Raw genomic sequence first — 20,445 nt, 5'->3', positions numbered from 1 at the left:
TCACTTCAAATCGTCGGTGTAAAAATACACCGTACCACGAATCGCGCTGGCGGGCACATGCAGCGCGTCGGCCAGCGATTGCGCGGTCGGCTCTTGCAGGGCCTGCTTGTTCAGTGTGATGTCCCCGGTCGATGCGCCGCTCGCCGCCAAGTAGGAAACGATATGGTCGAAATCCGGCCGGCTGTCGATCCGCTTGACCAGGTAGCGCTGGCGGCCGCTGCCGATCTGCACGTAGCTGGCGCCGGCATTGGTCTTCTGCGCCGGCGACAGTTGGCGGTACATCAGCACCTTGTCGACCACGATGGTGGAGGCGGGGAATTGCGTCTTGCCGCCTTGCTCGAAGTGGCCCAGCACCAGGTCGGCCTTGAACTGCTTGAGCGGCGCGGCGCTGGCCGGCGACAGGCGCGACAGCTCGAACTTCTCCGGCGCGATGGTCCACAGTGCGGTCTTGCCGTCGAGCCGGCTGCGCAGCGCGGCGTCGGTGGCGGCGTCGGCCACGTGCACTTGCAGGACCACCTGGTAGTCATGCGGCGCATGGAACATCGGCAGGTGCGCTGCGTACAAGCCTTGCTTGCCGCCGAATAACGCCATGCCGTGCTCGCCATATGTGGCGTCCGCCGCGCCGGCGCCGCCTGTGATCAGGGCCAACGCAAGCAGCGCGCGCCTCATGCCTTCACCAGCAGCTTGCCGCGATGCTCGCCGGTGAACAGCGAGTTCAGCGCGGCCGGCAATTGCTCGAAACCGTCGATCACCGTTTCCTCGAACACGATCTCGCCCGCCTTCACCCACGGCGCGACGATGCGTGTCATCTCGTCCATGCGGTGCAGATAGTCGCGCGCCAGCATGCCCTGGATCGTGGCGCGCTGGTACAGCATGTGATGCAGCAGGCGCGGGCCCAGTTCCGGCGTCTCCAGGCCGCCGCTGTACTGGCTGATCTGGCCGCAGATGACGATGCGCGCGCGGCGGTTGATGAGCGGGATGATGGCGTCGGTCACCATGCCGCCGACGTTATCGAAATACACGTCCACGCCGCCTGTCAGGCGCTTGATTTCCGTGCCCAGCGCATCGGCGTCCGCGTAGGCCTTGTAGTCGATGGCCCAGTCCGCGCCGAGCGCGGTGCGCAGCCAGTCGCACTTGGCCTGGCCGCCGGCGATGCCGAGCACGCGCGCGCCGTGGCGCTTGGCGAACTGCACCACCAGCGAGCCCACCGCGCCAGCCGCGCCGGACACCACCACCACTTCGCCCGCGTGCGGCTTGCCCGATTCGGTCAGTCCGAACCATGCGGTGCGGCCCGGCATGCCCAGTACGCCCAGCGCGGTGGTCACCGGCGCCAGCTCGGGATCGATGCGTTTGAGGCCGCTGGCGTGGACGCGTGCGTGCGTCTGCCAGCCGGTGTAGCTCTGCACCCAGTCGCCGGCGGCGAAGCCGGGCGCGTTCGACGCCAGCACCTGCGCCACCACGCCGCCTTGCTGCACGGTGTCGAGCGGATGCGGCTCGGTGTCGTAGGTCGGTTTGCTGGACTGGCCGATGCGCATGTATGGGTCGACGCTGAACCAGCGCGCTTCGATCAGCACTTCGCCATCGCTCAGCGTGGTCGACAGTGGTTGTTCCACGAGCTCGTAATGCTCGGCCGTGATCTGGCCGGCGGGCTGCCGGCGGTAGATCCATTGTTTTTGGATGAGGGTAGTCATGCTCAGATGGTAAGATGCCCTTCGTATCCAGTAAAGCAACTTAAATTCACCTTTTGTATCCTGTTTGGACATTATGAATCTTTCCGACCTGCGCGTTTTTGTCAGTGCTGCCCGTCGTCCGTCGCTGGGCGCGGCCGCGCTGGAGCTGCATTTGACGCCGTCGGCCGTGTCCAAGGCCCTCAAGAGGCTGGAGGACAGCCTGGACAAGCCGCTGTTCGACCGCAGCGCCAAGCAGCTGGTGCTGAACGACAGCGGCCAGTTGTTGCTGGCCCGCGCCCAGACCCTGCTGGCGCTGGCCGACCAGGCCAAGGCTGACCTGATGGGCGAACGCGCCGCCGTCGATTGCCGCGTCGCCGGCCCGGCCATCCTGCTGTGGCGGCACGGCCGGATGTTGTCGCAGGCGCTGCGCGCCTACCCGGAAGCCAGCCTGCGCATGCAGGCGATGTTCGAGGATGAGGCGCTGGCGGCGCTGTTGCGCGGCGATATCAATTCCGCCATCGTCACCGGCGACGTCATCGAGGGACGCGGCGAACACTGGTCGGACGAATGGCAGGTCACGCCGCTGGGCAGCGTGACCTTGCACCTGGTGGCGGGGCGGCAGCATCCGCTGGTGGCGTCGCTGCCGCCGGCGCCGCTGCTGGAGGCAGACACGGCGCAGGTGCTGGCTTACGATTTCGCCTGTCCGTCGCGCTCGCTGTTTTGCGGCGTGCAGCGCGGCGCGCGTTCCGACGGCTGGCGCGACGACCAACTGCCGCGCAAGATCCGCTACTGGACCGACGACCTGCAACTGCTGCTGGCGCTGGTCAAGTCCGGCGAGGCGCTGGCCTACCTGCCGGACTTCGCGCTGGCCGACCCCGAGCTGCGCCGCATCCATGTGACCGACTGCGCTTTCGAATGCGTGGAGCAGGTGGCGCTGGTGTGGAACCGCGCCAAGGCCAGCGCGTGGCAGCGCGAACTGGCGGCCTCGCTTGCGGGATACAACTCGTAACTTTTCTTACGGGAATGCGGTCGTCTGCCGCCGGGGCGGTCGCGTTAATTGCTCAAGACGCTGATGAACAGCGATCTGCCCACCACTAGAAAAGGAAACACAATCATGAAAACCAAATCCCTGATGATCGCCGGCGTGCTTTCCATGATCAGCGCCGCAGCCTTTGCGCAAACCAATCCAGTGGCACAAGTCCATCGCGACAATGCTCAGATACGCCAGGACGTCAAAGAAATTCACCAGGAGACCCGCGAAATCAAGCGCGACAACGCGGTGATCGCGGCCAAGCAAACGCAGGTGGCGGCAGGCGAGCAGCAACTGAAGGCGGAGCGCGGCGAACGCAACGCGCTGGCCCGCGCCGAGCACGTCGATGTGAAGAAGGGCGACCTGGCCGGTGCCCAGCAGCTGGACCAGGCGCGCCGCGCCGAGCAGCAGAACATCAAGGTGGAAAAGCAGGCCATCAAGCATGACGAGAAAGTGATCGCCCACCGCAGCGTCGACAAGCACCAGGAGCAACTGGCGCGCCGCGACGAGAAGCTGGAGCGTCACGCCGACAAGGTCAAGCGCGACCATGACGCAGCCAAAATCTGATTGCTGAAATATCAAGCAAGCCGGGCGCCTCCAAACCGCCCGGCTTTTTTGCGCTTGCGCCACTTGAGGCTAGGAACTATATTGAACTTATCATGACCGTCGCCCTCAACTCCGTTAGCGCAAGTCCGGCTTACCAGCCGTATGTGCCCGTCGTCTCCAGTACGGTGGCGGGAACCTTGTCGTCGGCGGCTGTCAGCCTGTCGGCGGAGTCGGCCGTGGTGGCGTCGCTGGGCGGATCGACCGGCGCCGCGGTCTACACGCCGTCCGGTTTGCTGGATACGCTGCAGCAGGCCGGCACCGCGACCGAGCCGGTCACCGTTCCCGCCGAGGGCAGCAATGTCGACACCTCGGCCACGGCACAGCAGGCGCAGGATCAGGCTGTTCTTTCTTCTTTGGCCTCGGCGCCGTCGGCGTCGGGCGTCTACACCGGCGCCGGGACGGTAGGCGGGCTGTCTGAGCAGGCCTCGGCCAATTGGGCGGAGCTGCTCAAGGCCAATCCCGACCTGGCCGGCACCGTCATCGCCGATTCCTTCAATGCTGGCCTGGTCAGCTCCCTGCAAGTCACCGCCTAATAAAATTGGGGTCAAGTCTGACATTCGGACACGAGCTCTGCCGTAGACGCGCGTCTACGGCAGAGCTCGTGTCCGAATGTCAGACTTGACCCCACCGTTTTGGCTGAGTTCGTGTCCGAATGCCAGACTTGACCCCACCGGTTTACTGGGTCTGCAGCTCCACGTTGATCATGTTGTCGTCCGGCTTGCGGTCGATGAGCTTGTTGTCGGGATCGATGCCGGCCTTGCCTGGACGGCCGTTGATGATGACCGTGTACAGGTTGTCCTTGCGCTCGATGAGCTTGCGCTCGCGGTACAGGCTGTTGCCGTCCTTGTCGTCGATGCCGATGTCGATCCAGTCTTTTAACGCCGTGTCCTTTTCCGCGCCCTGGTCGGTGGCCCGCACCTTGGCCGCGCTGACCGCGAACGTGACTTCGTATTTGCCGTCCACTAGCTTGCGCGCTGTGGCCGAGACCGCATGGTTCTCGTACAGCACGATGCTGTTGAACAGGTCGTCGATCAGGTAGGCTTGTTCGGGCGGCGTGATCTTGCGCAGCGCGTCGATCAGCACCGTCACGCTTGGATACGGCCCGTTCGCGTGGCCGAACCGCCCCAGCACGTCCTTGAGTGCGCCGTTGACCTTGGCCTCGCCCAGGATGTCCTGCAACTGGTACATCGCCAGGCTGCCCTTGCGGTACTGGATGTAACCCTGGTTCTCGTTCTCGGCCAGCGGCAGTTCCTTCTTGCGCTCCAGCGCGCGGCCCAGCAGGTACTGGTCGAGGTCGTAGTGCAGGAAGCGCCGCATCTTGTCCGCGCCGTAACTCTTCTTCATCACCATCAGCGCCGAGTATTCGGCCAGCGTCTCGCTCAGCACCGTGCTGCCGCGCGTGTTGCCGCCCACCAGCTGATGGCCCCACCACTGGTGCGCCACTTCATGCGCGGTGACGTAGAACGGGTAGTCGATGTCCTTGGGGTTGCGGTCGTTGACCCTGGCGATGAAGCCGAACGCTTCCGAATACGGTATCGTGGTCGGGAACGATTGCGCGAACGTGGCGTAGCGCGGGAATTCGACAATGCGCACCAGCTTGTGCTGGTACGGTCCGAAGTTGCGCGTGTAGTAGTCCAGCGATTCCTTGATGCCCTTGTCCATGCGGTCGAGGTTGTACTCGTGGCCGGGATGGTAGTAGAGCTCGATGCCCACGTCCTGCCACCAGTCGCGCTTGACCAGGTAGCGCGCCGACTGGATGGCGTAGTAGTTCAGGATGGGCTGGTCCATCTTGTAGTGGTAGTAGTGCCGCCCCTGCTTGCTCCACTCTTTGACCAGCGTGCCCGGCGCGATGGCGACCTGGTCGGCGCTGGTGCTGATGGTGGTGTCGAGATTGATCCAGTCGGCGTCGTTGCTGACGGCGTTGTTGGCCAGGCCGGCCGGATCGTCGCGCGGCAGCATGCGTTCGCGCGCCGGCAGCTTGTGCTTGCGTCGGTCGCGCGGGTCGTTCAGTTCCATCGCCTGCTGGTAGCCGATGTGCGGCAGCATGGCGTTGTCGAAGAAGGTGCCGTTGCCGATCACCGGCGTGTCCTGGCCCATGCCCAGGATGCCCTCGGGGATGAAGCCGACGTCGAATTCCATCGTCAGCTGCGCGCCCGGCGCCAGTGGCTTGGCCAGCTTGTAGCTGTAGAAGCCGAGCTCGTCGTCCTGGATGCCAGGCCGCGCGTCCTGGCTGAAGCGCACCTTGAATTGCGTGGCGGTGTTGTCCTGGTAGACCAGCACGTCGCTGATCGCTTGCTTGGTCTTGTTCTCCAGCAGGTAGCGGCCCTTGACCACCAGGCTGCGCTGGGTCGGCACGATGGCGACGTCGAGCTTGACGTCGGTGATGCGCGGCTGTGGCACCACGGCGAATTTCTTGTACTTGCGTTCGTAGTCGGCGTGCTCGGCGTCCTTCTGGTAAGCCGATTTGAAACAGTGGGCGACGTGGGTGTTGTAGAACACCACGCTGCCGGCGCCGACAAAGATCAGCAGGCCGGCCGCCACCGTGCTCAGCACCGGCACCGTCAGCGCGTGGCGCGCCAGTTGCCGGCGCTGGCGCCAGCCGTCGTTGGTGCCGCGCGCCCAGAACAGCAGCGACAGCACCACCAGCAGCAAGGCCGCGCCGGCCCAGTACAGCTCGAACCAGCGCTCGCGCGCCAGGTAGTGGCCGTAGCCGTTCATGGCGGAATACACGAAGCTCGGCATGGTGCCGTAGATGAGCATGGGGTCGTCGACGCCCACCGTGCCCAGCGTGATGCTGGCCAGGTAGTAGACGATCATCGCGAAGTAGGCCAGGTATTTCTGGTTGATCAGCACCTGCAGCGCGATCGCCAGCACGGCCGACAACGCATAGCCCGGCAGCTGCAGCAGGAACAGGTTGTACAGGTAGAGGCCGGGTTCGAGGATGAAGTAGCCCTTGCCGATCTGGATAGCCATGCCGCACAACATCACCACCACCATCAGCATCGCTTGCAGGCCGATCAGCGCGATCAGCTTGGACAGCATCGGCAGCCAGCTCGGGATGGGCAGCGCGTCCAGCATCTGGCCCATGCGCGCTTCGCGTTCGCGCCACACCAGCTCGCCCGCGTAGAAGGTGGTGATGACGAACATGAACAGCGCGAAGGTTTCCGACACCGACTCCAGCACCAGGTAAGTCACCGGATAGGTGATGGTGCCGAAGATGGAACCCATGTCCAGCGCGCTGGTGAGCATCATCAGCACGCCGGCCAGCACAATGACCAGGAAGTAGATGTTCTTGGTGGTCTCGCGCAGGTTCAGCCAGCTCATCTTGAACAGCAGCGAGGCCAGGCTGCGCGAGGCGAAGTCCGGCTTCTCCTGCGTGCTGGTGGACTGGGCCGACAGGTGCAGCGGCGTCTCGCCCTCGCCGCGGCTGGTGCTGCCGGAGCCGCTGTCGATGGTGGCGATGAAGTGGAAGCGCCAGTAGCCCAGCAGCAGGCCGGCCAGCGCGAACGAGCACCACAGCACGCGGTTGAGCAGGTACACGCCCTCCGGCCAGAACATGCGGGTGTTGCGCTCGAAGATGGGCCAGTATTCGGTCAGGCGGATCACGGCGGTGGTGCCGAAGGGATCGATCAGCGCGGCCAGCGTTTTGTAGTCGAGGTCGCGCGCCAGGCCGGGCGCGACGATGTAGCCGATCAGCATGACCACGCTGGAGATGTAGACCGGCAGCATGCGCCGCGTCAGCGCGGCCAGGATGAAGAACACGGCGCCGAAGATGAACAGGTCGGGCAGGATGACGATCAGGTAGGGGATCAGGTAGCCCAGCAGGCCCGGCTGGCCGAGGCGCTCGGGATCGATGCCGGGAATGTAGCTGCCCAGCCAGACGCCCAGCACGATGCTGGTGAAGATGATCGCCAGCGTGAAATAGGCGCCGAGGAAGCGGCCGAACATGTACTGGTGCTTCTTGATCGGCGCCGAGAAAAAGAAGTGCTGCATGTCGTATTCGAAGTCCTGCTGCACCGAGCGGCCCATCATGGCGGCCATGACCACCACCCCCAGCGAGGCCAGCACGCTGGTGGTGAACATCAGCGAGCGCGGCGAATCGATCAGCTGGCTGCCGAAGGCGACCGCGGTGCCCTTGAAGACGCCGCCGGCGGCGGCCATCCACAGCATCGACAGCGCCAGGAAGCCGAGGAAATAGACCCAGGTGGACAGCAGCTTGAGGCGCTGGCGCGCTTCAAAGTAGGCGATGGAGAACATGCGGCCGCCTTAATCGCAGGCGGCCGCGGCGTTGTGGCGGCCGGCGATGGTGGCGAAGTAAACATCCTCCAGGTCGCCGATGGCTTCCTCGAAGCCGTCGCCGGGATCGGTCTCGCTGTAGACGTGGATGAGGGTGCGGCCGGACAGCAGGCGCGACGAGATGACCGGGTGGCGCAGCTGGAACGAGGGCAGGTCGCGCTTGTCGATGAAGCGGGCCCAGATCTTGTCGCTCACCTCGTGGATCAGTTCCTGGGTCGGCCCGCACAGCAGCAGGTGGCCCTTGTTGATGATGGCCATGTTGGCGCACAGGTCGGCCACGTCGCTGACGATGTGGGTGGACAGGATCACGGTCTTGTCGTCGCCGATGTCGGACAGCAGGTTGTGGAAGCGCACCCGCTCCTGCGGGTCGAGGCCGGCGGTGGGCTCGTCGACGATGATCAGCTTGGGGTCGCCCAGCAGCGCCTGGGCGATGCCGAAGCGCTGGCGCATGCCGCCGGAAAAGCCGCCCAGGCGCTGGTTGCGCACCTCGAACAGATTGGTCTGCTGCAGCAGGCCGTCCACCACCTCGCGCCGGCGGCCGCGGTGGGACAGGCCCTTGAGCACGGCGAAATGGTCCAGCAGCTCGTAGGCGGTCACCTTCGGATACACGCCGAAGTCCTGCGGCAGGTAGCCCAGCAGGCGGCGCACTTCGTCTTTTTCGTCCAGCACATCGATGTCATCCAGGAAGACCGAGCCGGAATCGCACTCCTGCAGGGTCGCCAGCGTGCGCATCAGCGTCGACTTGCCGGCGCCGTTGGGGCCGAGCAAGCCGAACATCCCGGCCGGGATGGTGAGCGAGATGTTGTCCAGCGCCACGACGCCATTGCCGTAGGTCTTGGACAAGTTGCTGATACGTAATTCCATGCTAACTCCTGAATGATTCTGCCGGTGCCTGGCCGGCATTTCTGCACGGCCATACACTTTTCACATGATGGCATTGTATTGAATTTGCCCTGGACATGGGGCGCCATTGCGATGGGCGGCGCAATCCGCGCGCCAGAGTGCAAAAACAGCGTACCAGACGGCAGCACAATTCAGGCTGGTTGAATAGACAACTTATTCAATTTCTAAACAAAACCTGCTCGCGGTTGAACCACCAGCGGCACACGGCCAGCAAGGCGCCGGCGGTCAGCGTGGTCGACAGCAGGATGACCCAGAACATGCTGTAGTCCATCGTTCCCTTGACCAGCTCTTTCATTGCCAGCGAAACATTAGTCAGCGGCACCATCGCCCATTTCCAGTTCAGCTCCACGCCGGGCAGCAAGGCCACCAGGGTCGGCAGCACGGTGACCAGGATCAGCGGCGAGATCAGGCCGGCCGCCTCCTTGTAGCTCTTGGCGTAGACCGAGATCGACAGCAGGATGGCGGCGAAGATGGCGGCGGTCGGCACCAGCATCAGCGCCACCATGGCCAGGTCCAGCGGGCCGATGGCGCGCACCATCTGCCCCAGGTCGCTGCCGATGACGGGGCCGAAGAAGGTCAGCAGCACGCCCATGCTGGCGATCATCAGCAGCGCCGAGGTCAGGCCCACGGTGAACAGCATCAGGAACTTGGCCATCACCAGCGCGCTGCGCGACACCGGCGCCAGCAGCAGGGTTTCCAGCGTGCCGCGCTCCTTCTCGCCGGCGCCGGTGTCGATCGCCGGATACATCGCCGCCAGCAGGCACACCATCAGCAGGATGTAGGGCAGCATGCCGCCCACCACCGCGCCCATCTGCTCGCGCTTGTCGGCGGTGGAATGGTCCTCCAGCGTGATCGGGTCCAGCGCGAAGCGCAGCTGCTCCTGGTTGAGCTTGAGCGCAGACAGCGCCTGCTCGCGCAGCAGGCGGTTCTGGCCGCCGATCACCGACATCACGCGCTTGCGCGTCAGGTCCACGGTCGCGGCGCTGTTGTAGTGCAGCGCGATCACGCCTTGCTGCTGCCGGGCCAGGCTGGCCTCGAAGCCGGCCGGGATCACCAGCGCGAACTTGATGCGGTCGTCGCCGATGGCGGCCTTGATGTCGGCCGGGCTGGCCAGCACCACCTCGCGGAAACCTTTTTCCCTGGCGAAGCGTTCGGCCAGGTGGGGCGCCTGCTCCTTGCCGAAGATCGAGTAGGCCATCTCGGCCTGGCTGGCCTGCTTGAACATGCTCGACGAGACGTAGCCGAAGCCGGTCAGGATCAGCGGCATCGCGAACACGGGGATGAACACCGTGAAGAAAAAAGTGCGGCGGTCGCGCGCCAGCTCCAGCAATTCCTTGATGTAGATGATCCACATGGCTCAGGCCTCCCGGTTGATGACGCCGACGAAGGCGTCGTACAGGTCGGCGCTGCCGCCCAGGTGGCGCAGCTCGTCGACCGTGCCGTGGAAGGCGGTCTTGCCGTGGTTGATGACGCACACGCGGTCGCACAGCTTTTCCACCTCGTGCAGGTGGTGGGTGGAGAAGATCAGCGGCACGTGCAGCGCCTTGTAGCTGGCGATGAAGTCCAGCAGGATCTTGGCCGACATCACGTCCAGCCCGGTGGTCGGCTCGTCGAGGATGACAATCTGCGGCTCGTGCACCACGGTGCGGGCGATCGAGCATTTCTGCTTCATGCCGGTGGACAGCTGGTCGGCGCGCTTGTTGCCGTACTCGGTCATCTGCAGCAGCTCGAACAGTTCGTCGCAGCGGCGCTTCAGGTAGGGCGGGCTCATGCCGTGCAGGCGGCCGAAGTATTCGACGTTTTCGCGCGCGGTCAGGCGGCCGTACAGGCCGGTGGTGCCGGACAGGAAACCGATGTGCTGGCGCGCGGCCAGCGGATCGCTCAGCAGGTCGATGCCGTTGGCGTGGATGCTGCCCGCGTCCGGTTTCAGGGCGGTCGACAGCAGGCGCAGGGTGGTGGTCTTGCCGGCGCCGTTGGGACCGAGCAGGCCCAGCACCTCGCCGGGCGCGCAGCGGAAGCTGACGTCGCGCACCGCGTGGAACCAGCCGTCGTGCTCGCGCGGATCGCGCCCCTGGGCCGGCTTGCCGCCGCGCGAGGCCGTCCGGAAGCGCTTGGCGAGACCCCTGACCTCGATCATGGTTCTGTCCTTGTTGAGAAAATTTTAAGAGTAGCATGTAAAAAATCTTACGTGCAAGCTACTGGTTGTACAAATGTCTTGCTATAGTCAGATATGGGAGAAGAACAGAAAATGCATCCTCAACTGCAGGAAAAGATCTTGGCCGTGACCCACTGTGGCGTGGACCGGCGCGAGTCCACCGGTTTCTTCCGCGTGGCGCTGGGGCTGTTTTACCTGTCCGGCCTGATGACCAAGGAAACCCTGGACTTCGACAAGCTGGACCGCGAGTTCAACCGCTTCATCTACCACAGCATCGGCAAGGGCCACAGCATCACCAGCATCCTGCAATACATGAGCGGGGAGAAGGTGGTGCCGGTGGTGGAGTCCAAGCGCTTCCTGCGTGCGTTCGCCGAGCACTGCCCGGAAGTGCCGATCGAGAACATCCCCTTCCTGCTGGGCCTGAACCTGAGCGTGGCGAAGGACATTTCCAAGATCGACGTGCGCGGCCCGGTGGCCGACTACATCGAACGCCAGCGCCAGTTGCGCGAGGCGGCCGAGGCAAATTGAGGCGGCGGCCTTTATAATATTGCTTTCGTTTTGAATGCGAGTTTGCCCATGGCCGCCTACCACCACACCCCGCTGGACCGATTGATCGCCGGCGCCGACAAGGCGCTGCGCGTGATCACCGGCGTCGCCTCGGCCTCGCGCCCGACGCCCGCGCTGCACGCGGCCGATGCCCAGATGAGCGAGGCGGAGACCCGCCACAGCGCCGGGCTGATGCGCGTGAACCACGTGGGCGAGGTGTGCGCGCAGGCGCTGTACAACTCGCAGGGCCGCTTCGCCAAGACCGAACAGATGCGCGCGCAGTTCGAGCAGGCGGGCAGGGAAGAGGAAGACCATCTGGCCTGGACCGCGCAGCGGCTGGGTGAATTGAATTCGCACATCAGCGTGCTCAATCCGCTGTTCTATGCGGGCGCGTATGCGCTGGGCACGGTGGCGGCGGTGCTGGGCGATGCGCGCAGCCTGGGCTTTGTGGTGGAGACGGAACGGCAGGTGGAGGCGCATCTTGCCAGCCACCTGGACAAGCTGCCGCCGCAGGACGCCAAGTCGCGCGCCATTGTCGAGCAGATGCGGATCGATGAAATCGAACACGGCGCCGCCGCGCAGGCGCTGGGCGCTGCGCAGATGCCGGCCCCGGTGCAGGCGGTGATGGCGGTGATGGGCAAGATCATGACCTCCACCGCGTATTACATTTAAGCCTCGATAATCTCGAACGAATGCGTGATCTCGGCGGTCTTGCCGAGCATGATGGACGCCGAGCAGTACTTGTCGTGCGACAGCGTGATTGCCCGTTCCACCGCCTCGGGCTTCAAGTCCTTGCCGGTCACGGTGAAGTGGAAATTAATCTTGGTGAACACTTTCGGCTCGGTGTCCGCGCGCTCGGCGGTCAGCGTGCACTCGCAACCGCGGATGTCGGCGCGGCCCTTCTTCAGGATCAGCACCACGTCATAAGCCGTGCAGCCGCCGGTGCCCAGCAACACCATTTCCATCGGACGCGGCGCCAGGTTGTGGCCGCCGCCCTCGGGCGCGCCATCCATGTTGACCATGTGGCCGGAACCGGTCTGGGCCAAGAAACTCATGCCCGACGGGCCATTCCAGCTGACTTTGCATTCCATCGTTTTCTCCGTTATAAATCGTTGCGCGTATTGTAAAGGAGTCCGGCCGGACTGGCTTGCATGAGGTTTTTTTCCTTGCCGTGGGCGCGCCGGGATCGCATAATTTGTTGACATAGATCAAGGAGTCGGCGATGAGTCATGCTATCGAATACCTTTGTTCCTACGGCGAACTGACGGCGCCGGGCACCACGCCGACGGGGCCGCTGGCCGACGATTTCACGCTCAATTCGCCGGTCGGCGTGCATGCCGATAGTTACGGCCGGCTGTGGGTGTGCGACACCGGCAACAGCCGCGTGCTGGTGTTCTCGGCCGACCTGTCCACGCTGTTGCACGTGATCGAAGGCCCCGGCGACGACACACCCGAGGCGCCGCGCCTGCTGATGCCCTTCCATGTCTGCCCCCATCCCACCCACCAGCTGATGTACTGCACCGACATGGGCCACGGCCGCGTGGTGGCCTTCGCCTACGACGGGGACGAAGTCTGGTTCAGCTATGCCTTCGGCCAGGGCGACAGCCGCTACCTGCCGCTGTCCGACCCCAACGGCATCACGGTGGTGCGCGAGCGCGACGGCGTCGATTACCTGTATGTCTGCGACGAGTTCTTCCATACGGCCGACGACCTGGCCAGCCGCTGCGTGAAGTTCACGCTGGAGGGCGAGTTTGTCGCGCAGTTCCGCCATGTGGCGGGGCCCGGCGTCCGCCATGAACTGCTGTGGCCGCAAGGCCTGGCCAGCGACGGGAAGGGCAATCTTTATCTCGCCAACACCGGCCACTACGAGGTGCTGAAGATCAGCACCGACTGGCCCATCGTCAACGAGTGCGTGCAGGCGCCGCACGATACGGTCATGCTGCACCAGCACAGCAAGCCCGGCGGCATCGGCAAGTTCAACGTGATGCGCTCGGTGTGCGTGATCGGCGACCGCGTGTTCGTGCCGGGGCACATCGAGAACGCCATCACGATCTACGACCTCGACGGCGGACAGGTCGGCGTGGTCAATGGGCTGCTGCCGTTGTGGAACCATACGCTGGAGCCGGTGCATTCGCTGTCCGACCTGGTCTACGGCGCGCTGGAGGACGTGGTGTTTGTCGGGCCGTACCAGGTCTGCGCGGCGGAGGACGAGCCGGACGTGTATTTCATCAGCGAGCCGTTCGCGTCCAGCGTGATCAAGGTGCGCATCCCGCGCGCGCGGGGCGAGGAGGATGCGCTGCTGATCGAATCGGTCGGCCACCGGCGCGACGACCAGAACCGGCTGCGCTCGACCTCGCAATTCAACTGCATGACGTCGGTGATCGGCTTCAAGCGCGAGCGCCGCATGCTGCCGCGCGACGCCACCGTGGGCGGCAACTGGATCGACTACTGGGCCCGGACCACCACCAGCATCTACAAGTACTGGTACGACCAGTTCCGCACCCAGCTGGGCTTTGATCCGCTGGCGCGCATGGAGAACGCCTCGCTGAACATCGATTCCGGCAACTGGTGCATGAAGACCTTCAGCACCGAGAGCGATCCCTACCGCCAGTTGCAGGACATGATGCGCGGCTTCTTCGTGCCGGGCGACCTGGCGATGGACGTCTACTATCCGCACACGCCGCCGCTGGGGCAGATCTGTCCGGGCACGCCCATCGTGTTCGTCACCAACTTCAACCTGTGCACGGTGACCATGTACCAGTTCAACCCGGCCGGCTACCTGATCAACTACGGCGTGCCGTTCGGCCGCGCGGGCATAGGCGGCGAGGGCACGCTGAAGGCGCCGCAGGGGATCGCGGTCAACAGCCATGGCGAGATCTACATCGCCGATTCGCTCAACAACCGCATCTCGATGTGGCAGATCCAGCCGACCGGCTACGTGGAGTTCCGCAAAAACTTCCGCTGGCGCGACGACGACGGCTTCACGCCCTGCGACATCGCGATCGACGGCCAGGACCGCTTGTTCGTCTGCGACCAGTTCAACAACTGCCTGCGCGTGTTCGACCGCGAGGGCAACAGCCTGTGGAGCTACGGCCACCTCGGCTACTGCGACGATGTCAACGTCGACTACGAAAACTTCATGCTGCCGGCCAGCGTGTGCATCGACGGCGACCGCCTGATCGTCAACGACCTGGTCAACCGCGCGCTGAAGATGTTCCGCATCGGCGACGATACGCTGCATTACGAGTCCGGCATTTCCGTGTTCAAGAAATACCCGGACGCGGGCGGCGTCTGGATGCCGTACTTCATCTACGCCGACCGGGGACGCCTGTACGTGCCCGACACGACTTTCAATGTGGTCAATGTTTTCAGCTACCAGGCCGCCGCGCCTGATTCCGTCGGGATTGCGGCTTGACTCAGCGGGCGGTTCCAGCTTATACTTGTCGGCTTTCCGTTCGCTCAGGAAAGTAAATAAGAAGGCCGAGTCCGCTGAAGCCATGGCGGAACCACCATTTGAGCGTGTTTTATTATTTAGGAAGTCAACATGAAAACTTTTTCCGCTAAGGGCCACGAAGTCCAGCGCGATTGGTTCGTGATTGACGCGACGGACAAAGTCCTCGGACGTGTTGCCAGCGAAGTGGCACTCCGACTGCGCGGCAAACACAAGCCAGAATTTACTCCTCACGTCGACACCGGCGATTTCATCGTCATCGTCAACGCAGGCAAACTGCGCGTGACCGGCACCAAAGCAACCGAGAAGACCTACTACCGTCACTCGGGCTACCCAGGTGGCATCTATGAGACCAACTTCCTGAAAATGCAACAGCGTTTCCCAGGCCGTGCTCTGGAAAAAGCCGTCAAAGGTATGCTGCCGAAGGGCCCACTGGGCTACGCAATGATCAAGAAGCTGAAAGTGTACGCTGAAGGTTCGCACCCGCACGCTGCTCAGCAACCTAAAGCACTCGAAATCTAAGGAACTGACATGATCGGTAACTACAATTACGGCACCGGCCGTCGCAAGAGTGCAGTAGCTCGTGTGTTTATCAAAGTTGGCACTGGCCAAATCATCGTTAACGGCAAGCCAGCGGCTGAGTACTTCTCCCGCGAAACCGGCCTGATGGTTATTCGTCAACCACTGGAACTGACCGGCAACGTTGAGCGTTTTGACATCAAAGTCAACGTTCACGGCGGCGGCGAGTCCGGCCAGGCAGGTGCTGTGCGTCACGGCATCACCCGCGCCCTGATCGACTACGATGCAGCGCTGAAGGGCGATCTGGCACGCGCCGGCTTCGTTACCCGCGATGCACGTGAAGTTGAACGTAAAAAAGTTGGTCTGCGCAAAGCACGTCGCGCAAAACAATTCTCGAAGCGTTAATTTTTACGCTGTGGTGCGCTGCTTGCGGCGCGCCCTCAAAAAAGCCGCCGGCCTTGTGCCGGGCGGCTTTTTTGCTATCTGGCAGCGGTAATACGGCTGTCGCATATGCCTGATAAAATGGCAGTCCCCTCCACGCATTACCTCATTCAAGGAAAGAACATGATCAAAGTTGGCATCGTCGGCGGCACCGGATACACCGGAGTGGAATTGCTGCGACTGTTGGCAGTCCACCCTGATGTGCAGCTGACGGCTATCACGTCGCGCAAGGAAGATGGCTTGCCGGTTGCCGATATGTTCCCTTCGCTGCGCGGCCGCGTGAACCTCGCCTTCTCGTCGCCCGACAAGGCCGACCTGAGCCAGTGCGACGTGGTGTTCTTCGCCACCCCGCACGGCGTGGCGATGGCGCAGGCGCCCGAGCTGCTCAAGGCCGGCGTCAAGGTGATCGACCTGGCGGCGGATTTCCGCATCAAGGACAAGGCTGTCTTTGAAAAATGGTACAAGATCGACCACACCTGCCCGGAACTGCTGGAAGAAGCCGCCTACGGCCTGGCTGAACTGAACCGCGACGCCATCAAGGGCGCGCGCCTGGTCGCCAATCCGGGCTGCTATCCGACCACCATGCAGCTGGGCTACTACCCGCTGCTCAAGGCCGGCCTGATCGACGCCGGCGCGCTGATCGCCGATTGCAAGTCCGGCGTGTCCGGCGCCGGCCGCAAGGCCGAGATCGGCACGCTGTTCTCCGAGTCGAGCGACAACTTCAAGGCCTACGGCGTGGCCGGCCACCGCCACACGCCGGAAACCTCGGCCCAGCTGCAGAAATTCACCGCCGACAAGGTCGGCCTGGTGTTCACGCCGCACCTGGTGCCGATGATCCGCGGCATGCACTCGACGCTGTACGGCCGCCTGACCAAGGATGTCAGCAACGAACAGCTGCAGGCGCTGTTCGAAGAGCAGTACAAGGATTCGCCGTTCGTCGACGTGATGCCGTTCGGTTCGCATCCGGAGACCCGTTCCACGCGCGGTTCCAACATGCTGCGCCTGGCGCTGCATCGTCCGGACAACGGCAACACCGTGATCGTGCTGGTGGTGCAGGACAACCTGGTCAAGGGCGCATCCGGCCAGGCGGTGCAGTGCATGAACCTGATGTTCGGCCTGGAGGAAACCACCGGCCTGACGCAGATCGCGCTGCTGCCGTAAATCAAAGTGCGGCGGGGCGGGGATAGTAGATTAGAAATTCCCGCCCACCCTGCCAGCAGAAAGCCGCACATGATCGCCATGGACAGCCTGATCGGCGCCACCACCCGCGTGCAAGGCAACTTGCTGTTTCGCGGCGGGATGCGCATTGACGGTGAGGTCGTCGGCAATGTTGTCGCGGAAGCAGGATATCCGAGCTATCTGGTCGTTGCCGAGCACGCTCGTGTGGAAGGCGAGATACATTGCGATCACCTGGTCGTCAACGGCGAGGTGAAAGGTTGTGTTTTCAGTGGGGATTTGCTTGAAATCCAGCCCAGCGCCCGTATCATTGGGGATGTCAGTTATAAAGTGCTGGAAATGCACGGCGGCGCACAGGTGTTGGGCACATTGACCCATCGCGACAGCTCCGGCGTGGAGCCCCTTTTGGCGGTCTCTGGAGCATGATTTACGCCAACGGTCTATAATGGATCAAATGTTTTCACGTAGGAGTCTGAAATGAATGCTGTCGCCGAATCGCAAGAAGTAATTCCGTCGCCCATCATCTTCACCGACAGCGCGGCGCAAAAGGTCGCCCAACTGATCGAGGAAGAAGGCAATCCAGATTTGAAATTGCGCGTGTTCGTGCAGGGTGGCGGCTGTTCCGGCTTCCAGTACGGCTTCACGTTTGACGAAATCGTCAACGAAGACGACACCACCATGATCAAGAACGGCGTCCAGCTGTTGATCGACTCGATGAGCTACCAGTACCTGGTCGGCGCGGAAATCGACTACAAGGACGACCTGGAAGGCGCGCAATTCGTCATCAAGAACCCGACCGCTTCGTCGACCTGCGGCTGCGGCTCGTCGTTCTCGGTATAAGTTGCTGTAGTCCGGCTCCGGCCGGCTGCGATCAACGGCGGACAACTCCGGTTGTGCCGCCGTTTTTGTTTGCCTGTCGTTCCCGCCTGCGCGGGAATGACGTCAACGCGGGTAGAGGGCGCCCAATACCCGATCGCCACTGGCGCCCGTCACGCTCGGTAGGTTGCCCGCCAGCCGCTCGGTGAAGCGGTAGCCCAGCCAGGCGAAGGCCATCGCCTCGACCCGGTTCGGCGCCACGCCCAGCGCCTGGGTCGACGCCACCACCACGCGCGCGCCCAAGGCCGCGCCCAGCTCATCCATCAACACGCCGTTGTAGGCGCCGCCTCCGCACACGTAGACCGCGTCCGCGCCCGCGCCGTGGGCTTGTATCGCCTGCGCCAGCGTGAGCGCCGTCAGCCGCGTCAGCGTGCGTTGCACGTCTTCCGGCGCGGCGGCGGGGAAGGACGCCAGGTGCCGGTCCAGCCAATTGATGTGGAACAGGTCGCGGCCGGTGCTCTTGGGCGCCGGCAGCGCGAAGTAGGGTTCGGCCAGCATATTGGCCAGCAGGCCGGGGATTTCCTTGCCGCTGGCCGCCCAGGCGCCGTCTTGGTCGAATTCCTTGCCCAGGTGGCGGGCGATCCACGCATCCATCAGCACATTGCCCGGTCCGGTGTCGAAGCCGGTCACCTTGCCGTCGGCCAGTACGCTGATGTTGGAGATGCCGCCGATATTGGCCACCACCCGCGTCTGGCCGGCCTTGCCGAACAGCGCCTGGTGGAAGGCCGGCACCAGCGGCGCGCCCTGGCCGCCTGCGGCGATGTCGCGGCTGCGGAAGTCGGCGACCACGTCGATGCCGCACAGCTCGGCCAGCAGGGCCGGGTTATTGGTCTGGCGCGTAAAGCCCAGCTCGGGACGGTGGCGGATGGTCTGGCCGTGCACGGCCACCGCGCGGATGTCCTGCGCCTGCAGCGAGACGCCGTCCAGCAGCGCCTGCACGCAATCGGCGTAGTGCCGCGCCAGCTGGTTGGCGGCCAGCGCCTCGCGTTCGATCTCGTTGTGGCCGGCGGCCTGCAGGGCCATCAGCTCGGCGCGCAGCGCGGGCGGGAAGGGTACGTAGGCGGCCGCCAGCGTGTCGATGGCGTCGCCGCTGAAGCGCGCCAACGCGCCGTCCACGCCGTCCAGGCTGGTGCCGGACATCAAACCGATATACAAAGACATAGCCGCACCCCGAAACTGAAAAGCGTATTTTGCCTGAGCCGGCCGGCGCTGTCGCACACGGATAAAAAAACAGGCCGCTGAGGCGGCCTGTCTTGATGTAGCTTACTTTCGTGCGGCTTACTTCGCCGCGACGCGGGTGCCGCCGGAACCGCCCGGCTGCAGCAGCGCGAAGCGGTGCGACATGTCGGCGGCGTAGGCCTTGAAGCGCGACATTTCGGCGGCCGTCAGCGGCGCCTGGGCTTGCACGTTCATCGTGCTTGGATCCTTGGCTTCGCCGCCGACGCGGAATTCGTAGTGCAAGTGCGCGCCGGTCGACCAGCCGGTGGTGCCGACGTAGCCGATCACGTCACCCTGGCTGACCTTGGTGCCCTTTTTGATGCCAGGCGCAAAGCGGCTCATGTGGGCGTAGGCCGTGGTGTAGTTGGCCCAGTGCTTGATCATGACGAAGTTGCCGTAGCCGTTCTGGGTGCCGGCGAAATCGATCACGCCGTCGCCGGATGCGCGGATAGGGGTGCCGGTCGGTGCCGGGAAGTCGATGCCTTTGTGCTGTTTCCACTGGCCGGAAATCGGATGCACGCGCATCGCGAAGCCAGAGGAGATACGGGAGAATTCAACCGGGGATTTGAGGAAGGCTTTCTTGAGGGCTTTGCCGTCGAAGCTGTAGTAGCCGCCGCCCTGTTTGCTTTGCGGATCTTCGAACCAGACCGACTGGTACGTTGTGCCCTTGTTGGTGAACTCGCCGGCCAGGATGCGGCCCGCTCGCACAAACTCGCCGTCCTGCCAGAACGTCTCGTAGACCACGTTGAAATGGTCGCCGCGCTTCAGGTCGCCACGGAAGTCGATGCTGGTCGAGAACATCTCGACGATCTGCTTGACGATGGTGTCAGGCAGCTTGGCGCCGTCTTCGCTGGAATCGGTGGCCGCATACAGCGTCGAGCTGATGGTACGCGCGTGCATTTCCACGCGGCGCTCCAGCTTGGCCGCTTCTTCTTCCGCGACAAAGCCGTCGCCCTTGCGGGTGATCTTGATGTTCTTGACCGGAATGTCCTTGCCGTCCACCACGACCGCGCGCAGCCATTGCAGGTTGCCTTCGTCGTCGGTCTGCGCCTGGACCCGTTTGCCGGTCTTGAGCTGCATCACGCCTTTCGCCACTTTATCTTTTTTGATAAAGTTCTCGGCCGCCTCGTCGTCCACGCCGAGACGGGTCAACAGCGCGGCCAGCGTGTCGCCGGCGCGGATTTTTTCTTCGTGGACGAAGTGTTCGTTGGAGGATTGCTGTTCCAGCGCGGAGATCTGCGAGCTGAGGTCCGGCAGTGCGACCGTTTCCTGGACCGACTTGACCGGCAGGTCGGAGGCGTCGGGGGCGAGCGGCGCCACGCCGGCTGCACCAAAAGCACACACTGCAAGAAACAATGCAGACGCGCTGATGATGCGCGCCTTGCGCGTGGAACCTAGCAGACTGAACAAGCGTGAGCTTGTGAATTTATGTATTTGGTTCATGCAATCAGTTAAAATTTGCCGCTTGAACTATTCAGGAACGTTTTATTTCTTCTAATTGTTATTAAAGTTCGTTTTCGTACGGCAAGATTGATGGATCGAGGATTATATCAAACTC

Annotated in this window: 20 protein-coding genes; 11 read left to right on the top strand and 9 right to left on the bottom strand. The window is 63.5% G+C overall.

Annotated elements, in window-relative coordinates; translation table 11 throughout:
- Complete coding sequence (locus tag GTP90_RS12795; RefSeq protein ID WP_161083908.1) at positions 1-669, bottom strand: hypothetical protein; 669 nt, start codon at positions 667-669, stop codon at positions 1-3.
- Complete coding sequence (locus GTP90_RS12790; RefSeq protein ID WP_161083907.1) at positions 666-1,691, bottom strand: NADP-dependent oxidoreductase; 1,026 nt, start codon at positions 1,689-1,691, stop codon at positions 666-668. Before GTP90_RS12790 ends, GTP90_RS12795 begins: the two co-directional genes overlap by 4 nt.
- A gap of 73 nt (positions 1,692-1,764) precedes the next feature.
- On the opposite strand from GTP90_RS12790, the gene GTP90_RS12785 reads away from it, so the two are divergent.
- The 3 genes from GTP90_RS12785 (at position 1,765) to GTP90_RS12775 (ending at position 3,839) form a co-directional block, all read left to right on the top strand.
- Positions 1,765-2,679, top strand: a complete 915-nt coding sequence (locus tag GTP90_RS12785) for a LysR family transcriptional regulator (RefSeq protein ID WP_161083906.1) — start codon at positions 1,765-1,767, stop codon at positions 2,677-2,679.
- A gap of 105 nt (positions 2,680-2,784) precedes the next feature.
- Positions 2,785-3,267, top strand: a complete 483-nt coding sequence (locus tag GTP90_RS12780; RefSeq protein WP_161083905.1) for a hypothetical protein — start codon at positions 2,785-2,787, stop codon at positions 3,265-3,267.
- A 92-nt stretch (positions 3,268-3,359) separates the two neighbouring features.
- Positions 3,360-3,839 carry a hypothetical protein gene (locus tag GTP90_RS12775; RefSeq protein WP_161083904.1) on the top strand — a complete coding sequence of 160 codons (480 nt, stop codon included), beginning with the start codon at positions 3,360-3,362 and terminating at the stop codon, positions 3,837-3,839.
- A 142-nt stretch (positions 3,840-3,981) separates the two neighbouring features.
- Here the strand turns inward: GTP90_RS12775 and GTP90_RS12770 are convergent, their stop codons facing one another.
- The 4 genes from GTP90_RS12770 to GTP90_RS12755 form a co-directional block, all read right to left on the bottom strand.
- Positions 3,982-7,563, bottom strand: a complete 3,582-nt coding sequence (locus tag GTP90_RS12770) for an ABC transporter permease/M1 family aminopeptidase (protein WP_161083903.1) — start codon at positions 7,561-7,563, stop codon at positions 3,982-3,984.
- 9 nt (positions 7,564-7,572) lie between these two features.
- Positions 7,573-8,466 carry an ABC transporter ATP-binding protein gene (locus GTP90_RS12765; RefSeq protein ID WP_161083902.1) on the bottom strand — a complete coding sequence of 298 codons (894 nt, stop codon included), beginning with the start codon at positions 8,464-8,466 and terminating at the stop codon, positions 7,573-7,575.
- Positions 8,467-8,662: 196 nt separating this feature from the next.
- Positions 8,663-9,859: an ABC transporter permease gene (locus tag GTP90_RS12760; RefSeq protein WP_161083901.1), complete on the bottom strand. Its 1,197-nt coding sequence runs from the start codon at positions 9,857-9,859 to the stop codon at positions 8,663-8,665.
- A gap of 3 nt (positions 9,860-9,862) precedes the next feature.
- Positions 9,863-10,642, bottom strand: coding sequence for an ABC transporter ATP-binding protein (locus GTP90_RS12755; protein ID WP_161083900.1), 780 nt, complete (start codon positions 10,640-10,642; stop codon positions 9,863-9,865).
- Between the two features lie 111 nt (positions 10,643-10,753).
- Here GTP90_RS12755 and GTP90_RS12750 point away from each other — a divergent pair, with 111 nt between their 5' ends.
- Both GTP90_RS12750 and coq7 read left to right on the top strand, forming a co-directional pair.
- Positions 10,754-11,188 (top strand): hypothetical protein, encoded by a 435-nt coding sequence (locus GTP90_RS12750; protein ID WP_161083899.1) that lies wholly within the window; start codon positions 10,754-10,756, stop codon positions 11,186-11,188.
- Positions 11,189-11,236: 48 nt separating this feature from the next.
- A complete protein-coding gene (coq7, locus tag GTP90_RS12745; protein ID WP_161083898.1) occupies positions 11,237-11,878 on the top strand; it encodes a 2-polyprenyl-3-methyl-6-methoxy-1,4-benzoquinone monooxygenase in 642 nt (213 codons plus the stop codon).
- Here coq7 and GTP90_RS12740 read toward each other — a convergent pair.
- Positions 11,875-12,297 (bottom strand): OsmC family protein, encoded by a 423-nt coding sequence (locus tag GTP90_RS12740; RefSeq protein WP_161083897.1) that lies wholly within the window; start codon positions 12,295-12,297, stop codon positions 11,875-11,877. The two genes, coq7 and GTP90_RS12740, sit on opposite strands and share 4 nt — an antisense overlap.
- Positions 12,298-12,428: 131 nt before the next feature.
- On the opposite strand from GTP90_RS12740, the gene GTP90_RS12735 reads away from it, so the two are divergent.
- The 6 genes from GTP90_RS12735 (at position 12,429) to erpA (ending at position 17,633) form a co-directional block, all read left to right on the top strand.
- On the top strand, positions 12,429-14,621 hold the full coding sequence (locus tag GTP90_RS12735; protein WP_161083896.1) for an NHL repeat-containing protein: 2,193 nt from the start codon (positions 12,429-12,431) through the stop codon (positions 14,619-14,621).
- A 129-nt stretch (positions 14,622-14,750) separates the two neighbouring features.
- Entirely contained in the window at positions 14,751-15,179 is a 429-nt protein-coding gene (rplM, locus tag GTP90_RS12730) for a 50S ribosomal protein L13 (RefSeq protein WP_008445136.1), read from the top strand.
- 9 nt (positions 15,180-15,188) lie between these two features.
- Positions 15,189-15,581 carry a 30S ribosomal protein S9 gene (rpsI, locus tag GTP90_RS12725; protein WP_008445137.1) on the top strand — a complete coding sequence of 131 codons (393 nt, stop codon included), beginning with the start codon at positions 15,189-15,191 and terminating at the stop codon, positions 15,579-15,581.
- A 159-nt stretch (positions 15,582-15,740) separates the two neighbouring features.
- The gene (gene argC, locus GTP90_RS12720; protein ID WP_161083895.1) at positions 15,741-16,778 is read left to right on the top strand and encodes an N-acetyl-gamma-glutamyl-phosphate reductase; all 1,038 of its coding nucleotides are present in this window, start codon (positions 15,741-15,743) and stop codon (positions 16,776-16,778) included.
- A gap of 69 nt (positions 16,779-16,847) precedes the next feature.
- Positions 16,848-17,219 (top strand): bactofilin family protein, encoded by a 372-nt coding sequence (locus GTP90_RS12715; protein WP_161083894.1) that lies wholly within the window; start codon positions 16,848-16,850, stop codon positions 17,217-17,219.
- A 51-nt stretch (positions 17,220-17,270) separates the two neighbouring features.
- Complete coding sequence (gene erpA, locus GTP90_RS12710) at positions 17,271-17,633, top strand: iron-sulfur cluster insertion protein ErpA (RefSeq protein ID WP_117012885.1); 363 nt, start codon at positions 17,271-17,273, stop codon at positions 17,631-17,633.
- 102 nt (positions 17,634-17,735) lie between these two features.
- Here the strand turns inward: erpA and GTP90_RS12705 are convergent, their stop codons facing one another.
- The gene (locus GTP90_RS12705) at positions 17,736-18,830 is read right to left on the bottom strand and encodes an anhydro-N-acetylmuramic acid kinase (protein ID WP_161083893.1); all 1,095 of its coding nucleotides are present in this window, start codon (positions 18,828-18,830) and stop codon (positions 17,736-17,738) included.
- A 117-nt stretch (positions 18,831-18,947) separates the two neighbouring features.
- Positions 18,948-20,330, bottom strand: coding sequence for a M23 family metallopeptidase (locus tag GTP90_RS12700; RefSeq protein WP_161083892.1), 1,383 nt, complete (start codon positions 20,328-20,330; stop codon positions 18,948-18,950).
- Between the last annotated feature and the right edge of the window lie 115 nt (positions 20,331-20,445).

The organism is Duganella vulcania (assembly GCF_009857655.1).
GTDB classification, from domain to species: domain Bacteria; phylum Pseudomonadota; class Gammaproteobacteria; order Burkholderiales; family Burkholderiaceae_D; genus Rugamonas; species Rugamonas vulcania.
Note: the sequence above shows the minus strand (reverse complement) of the source record. Positions and strands in the feature narration are given on the sequence as shown.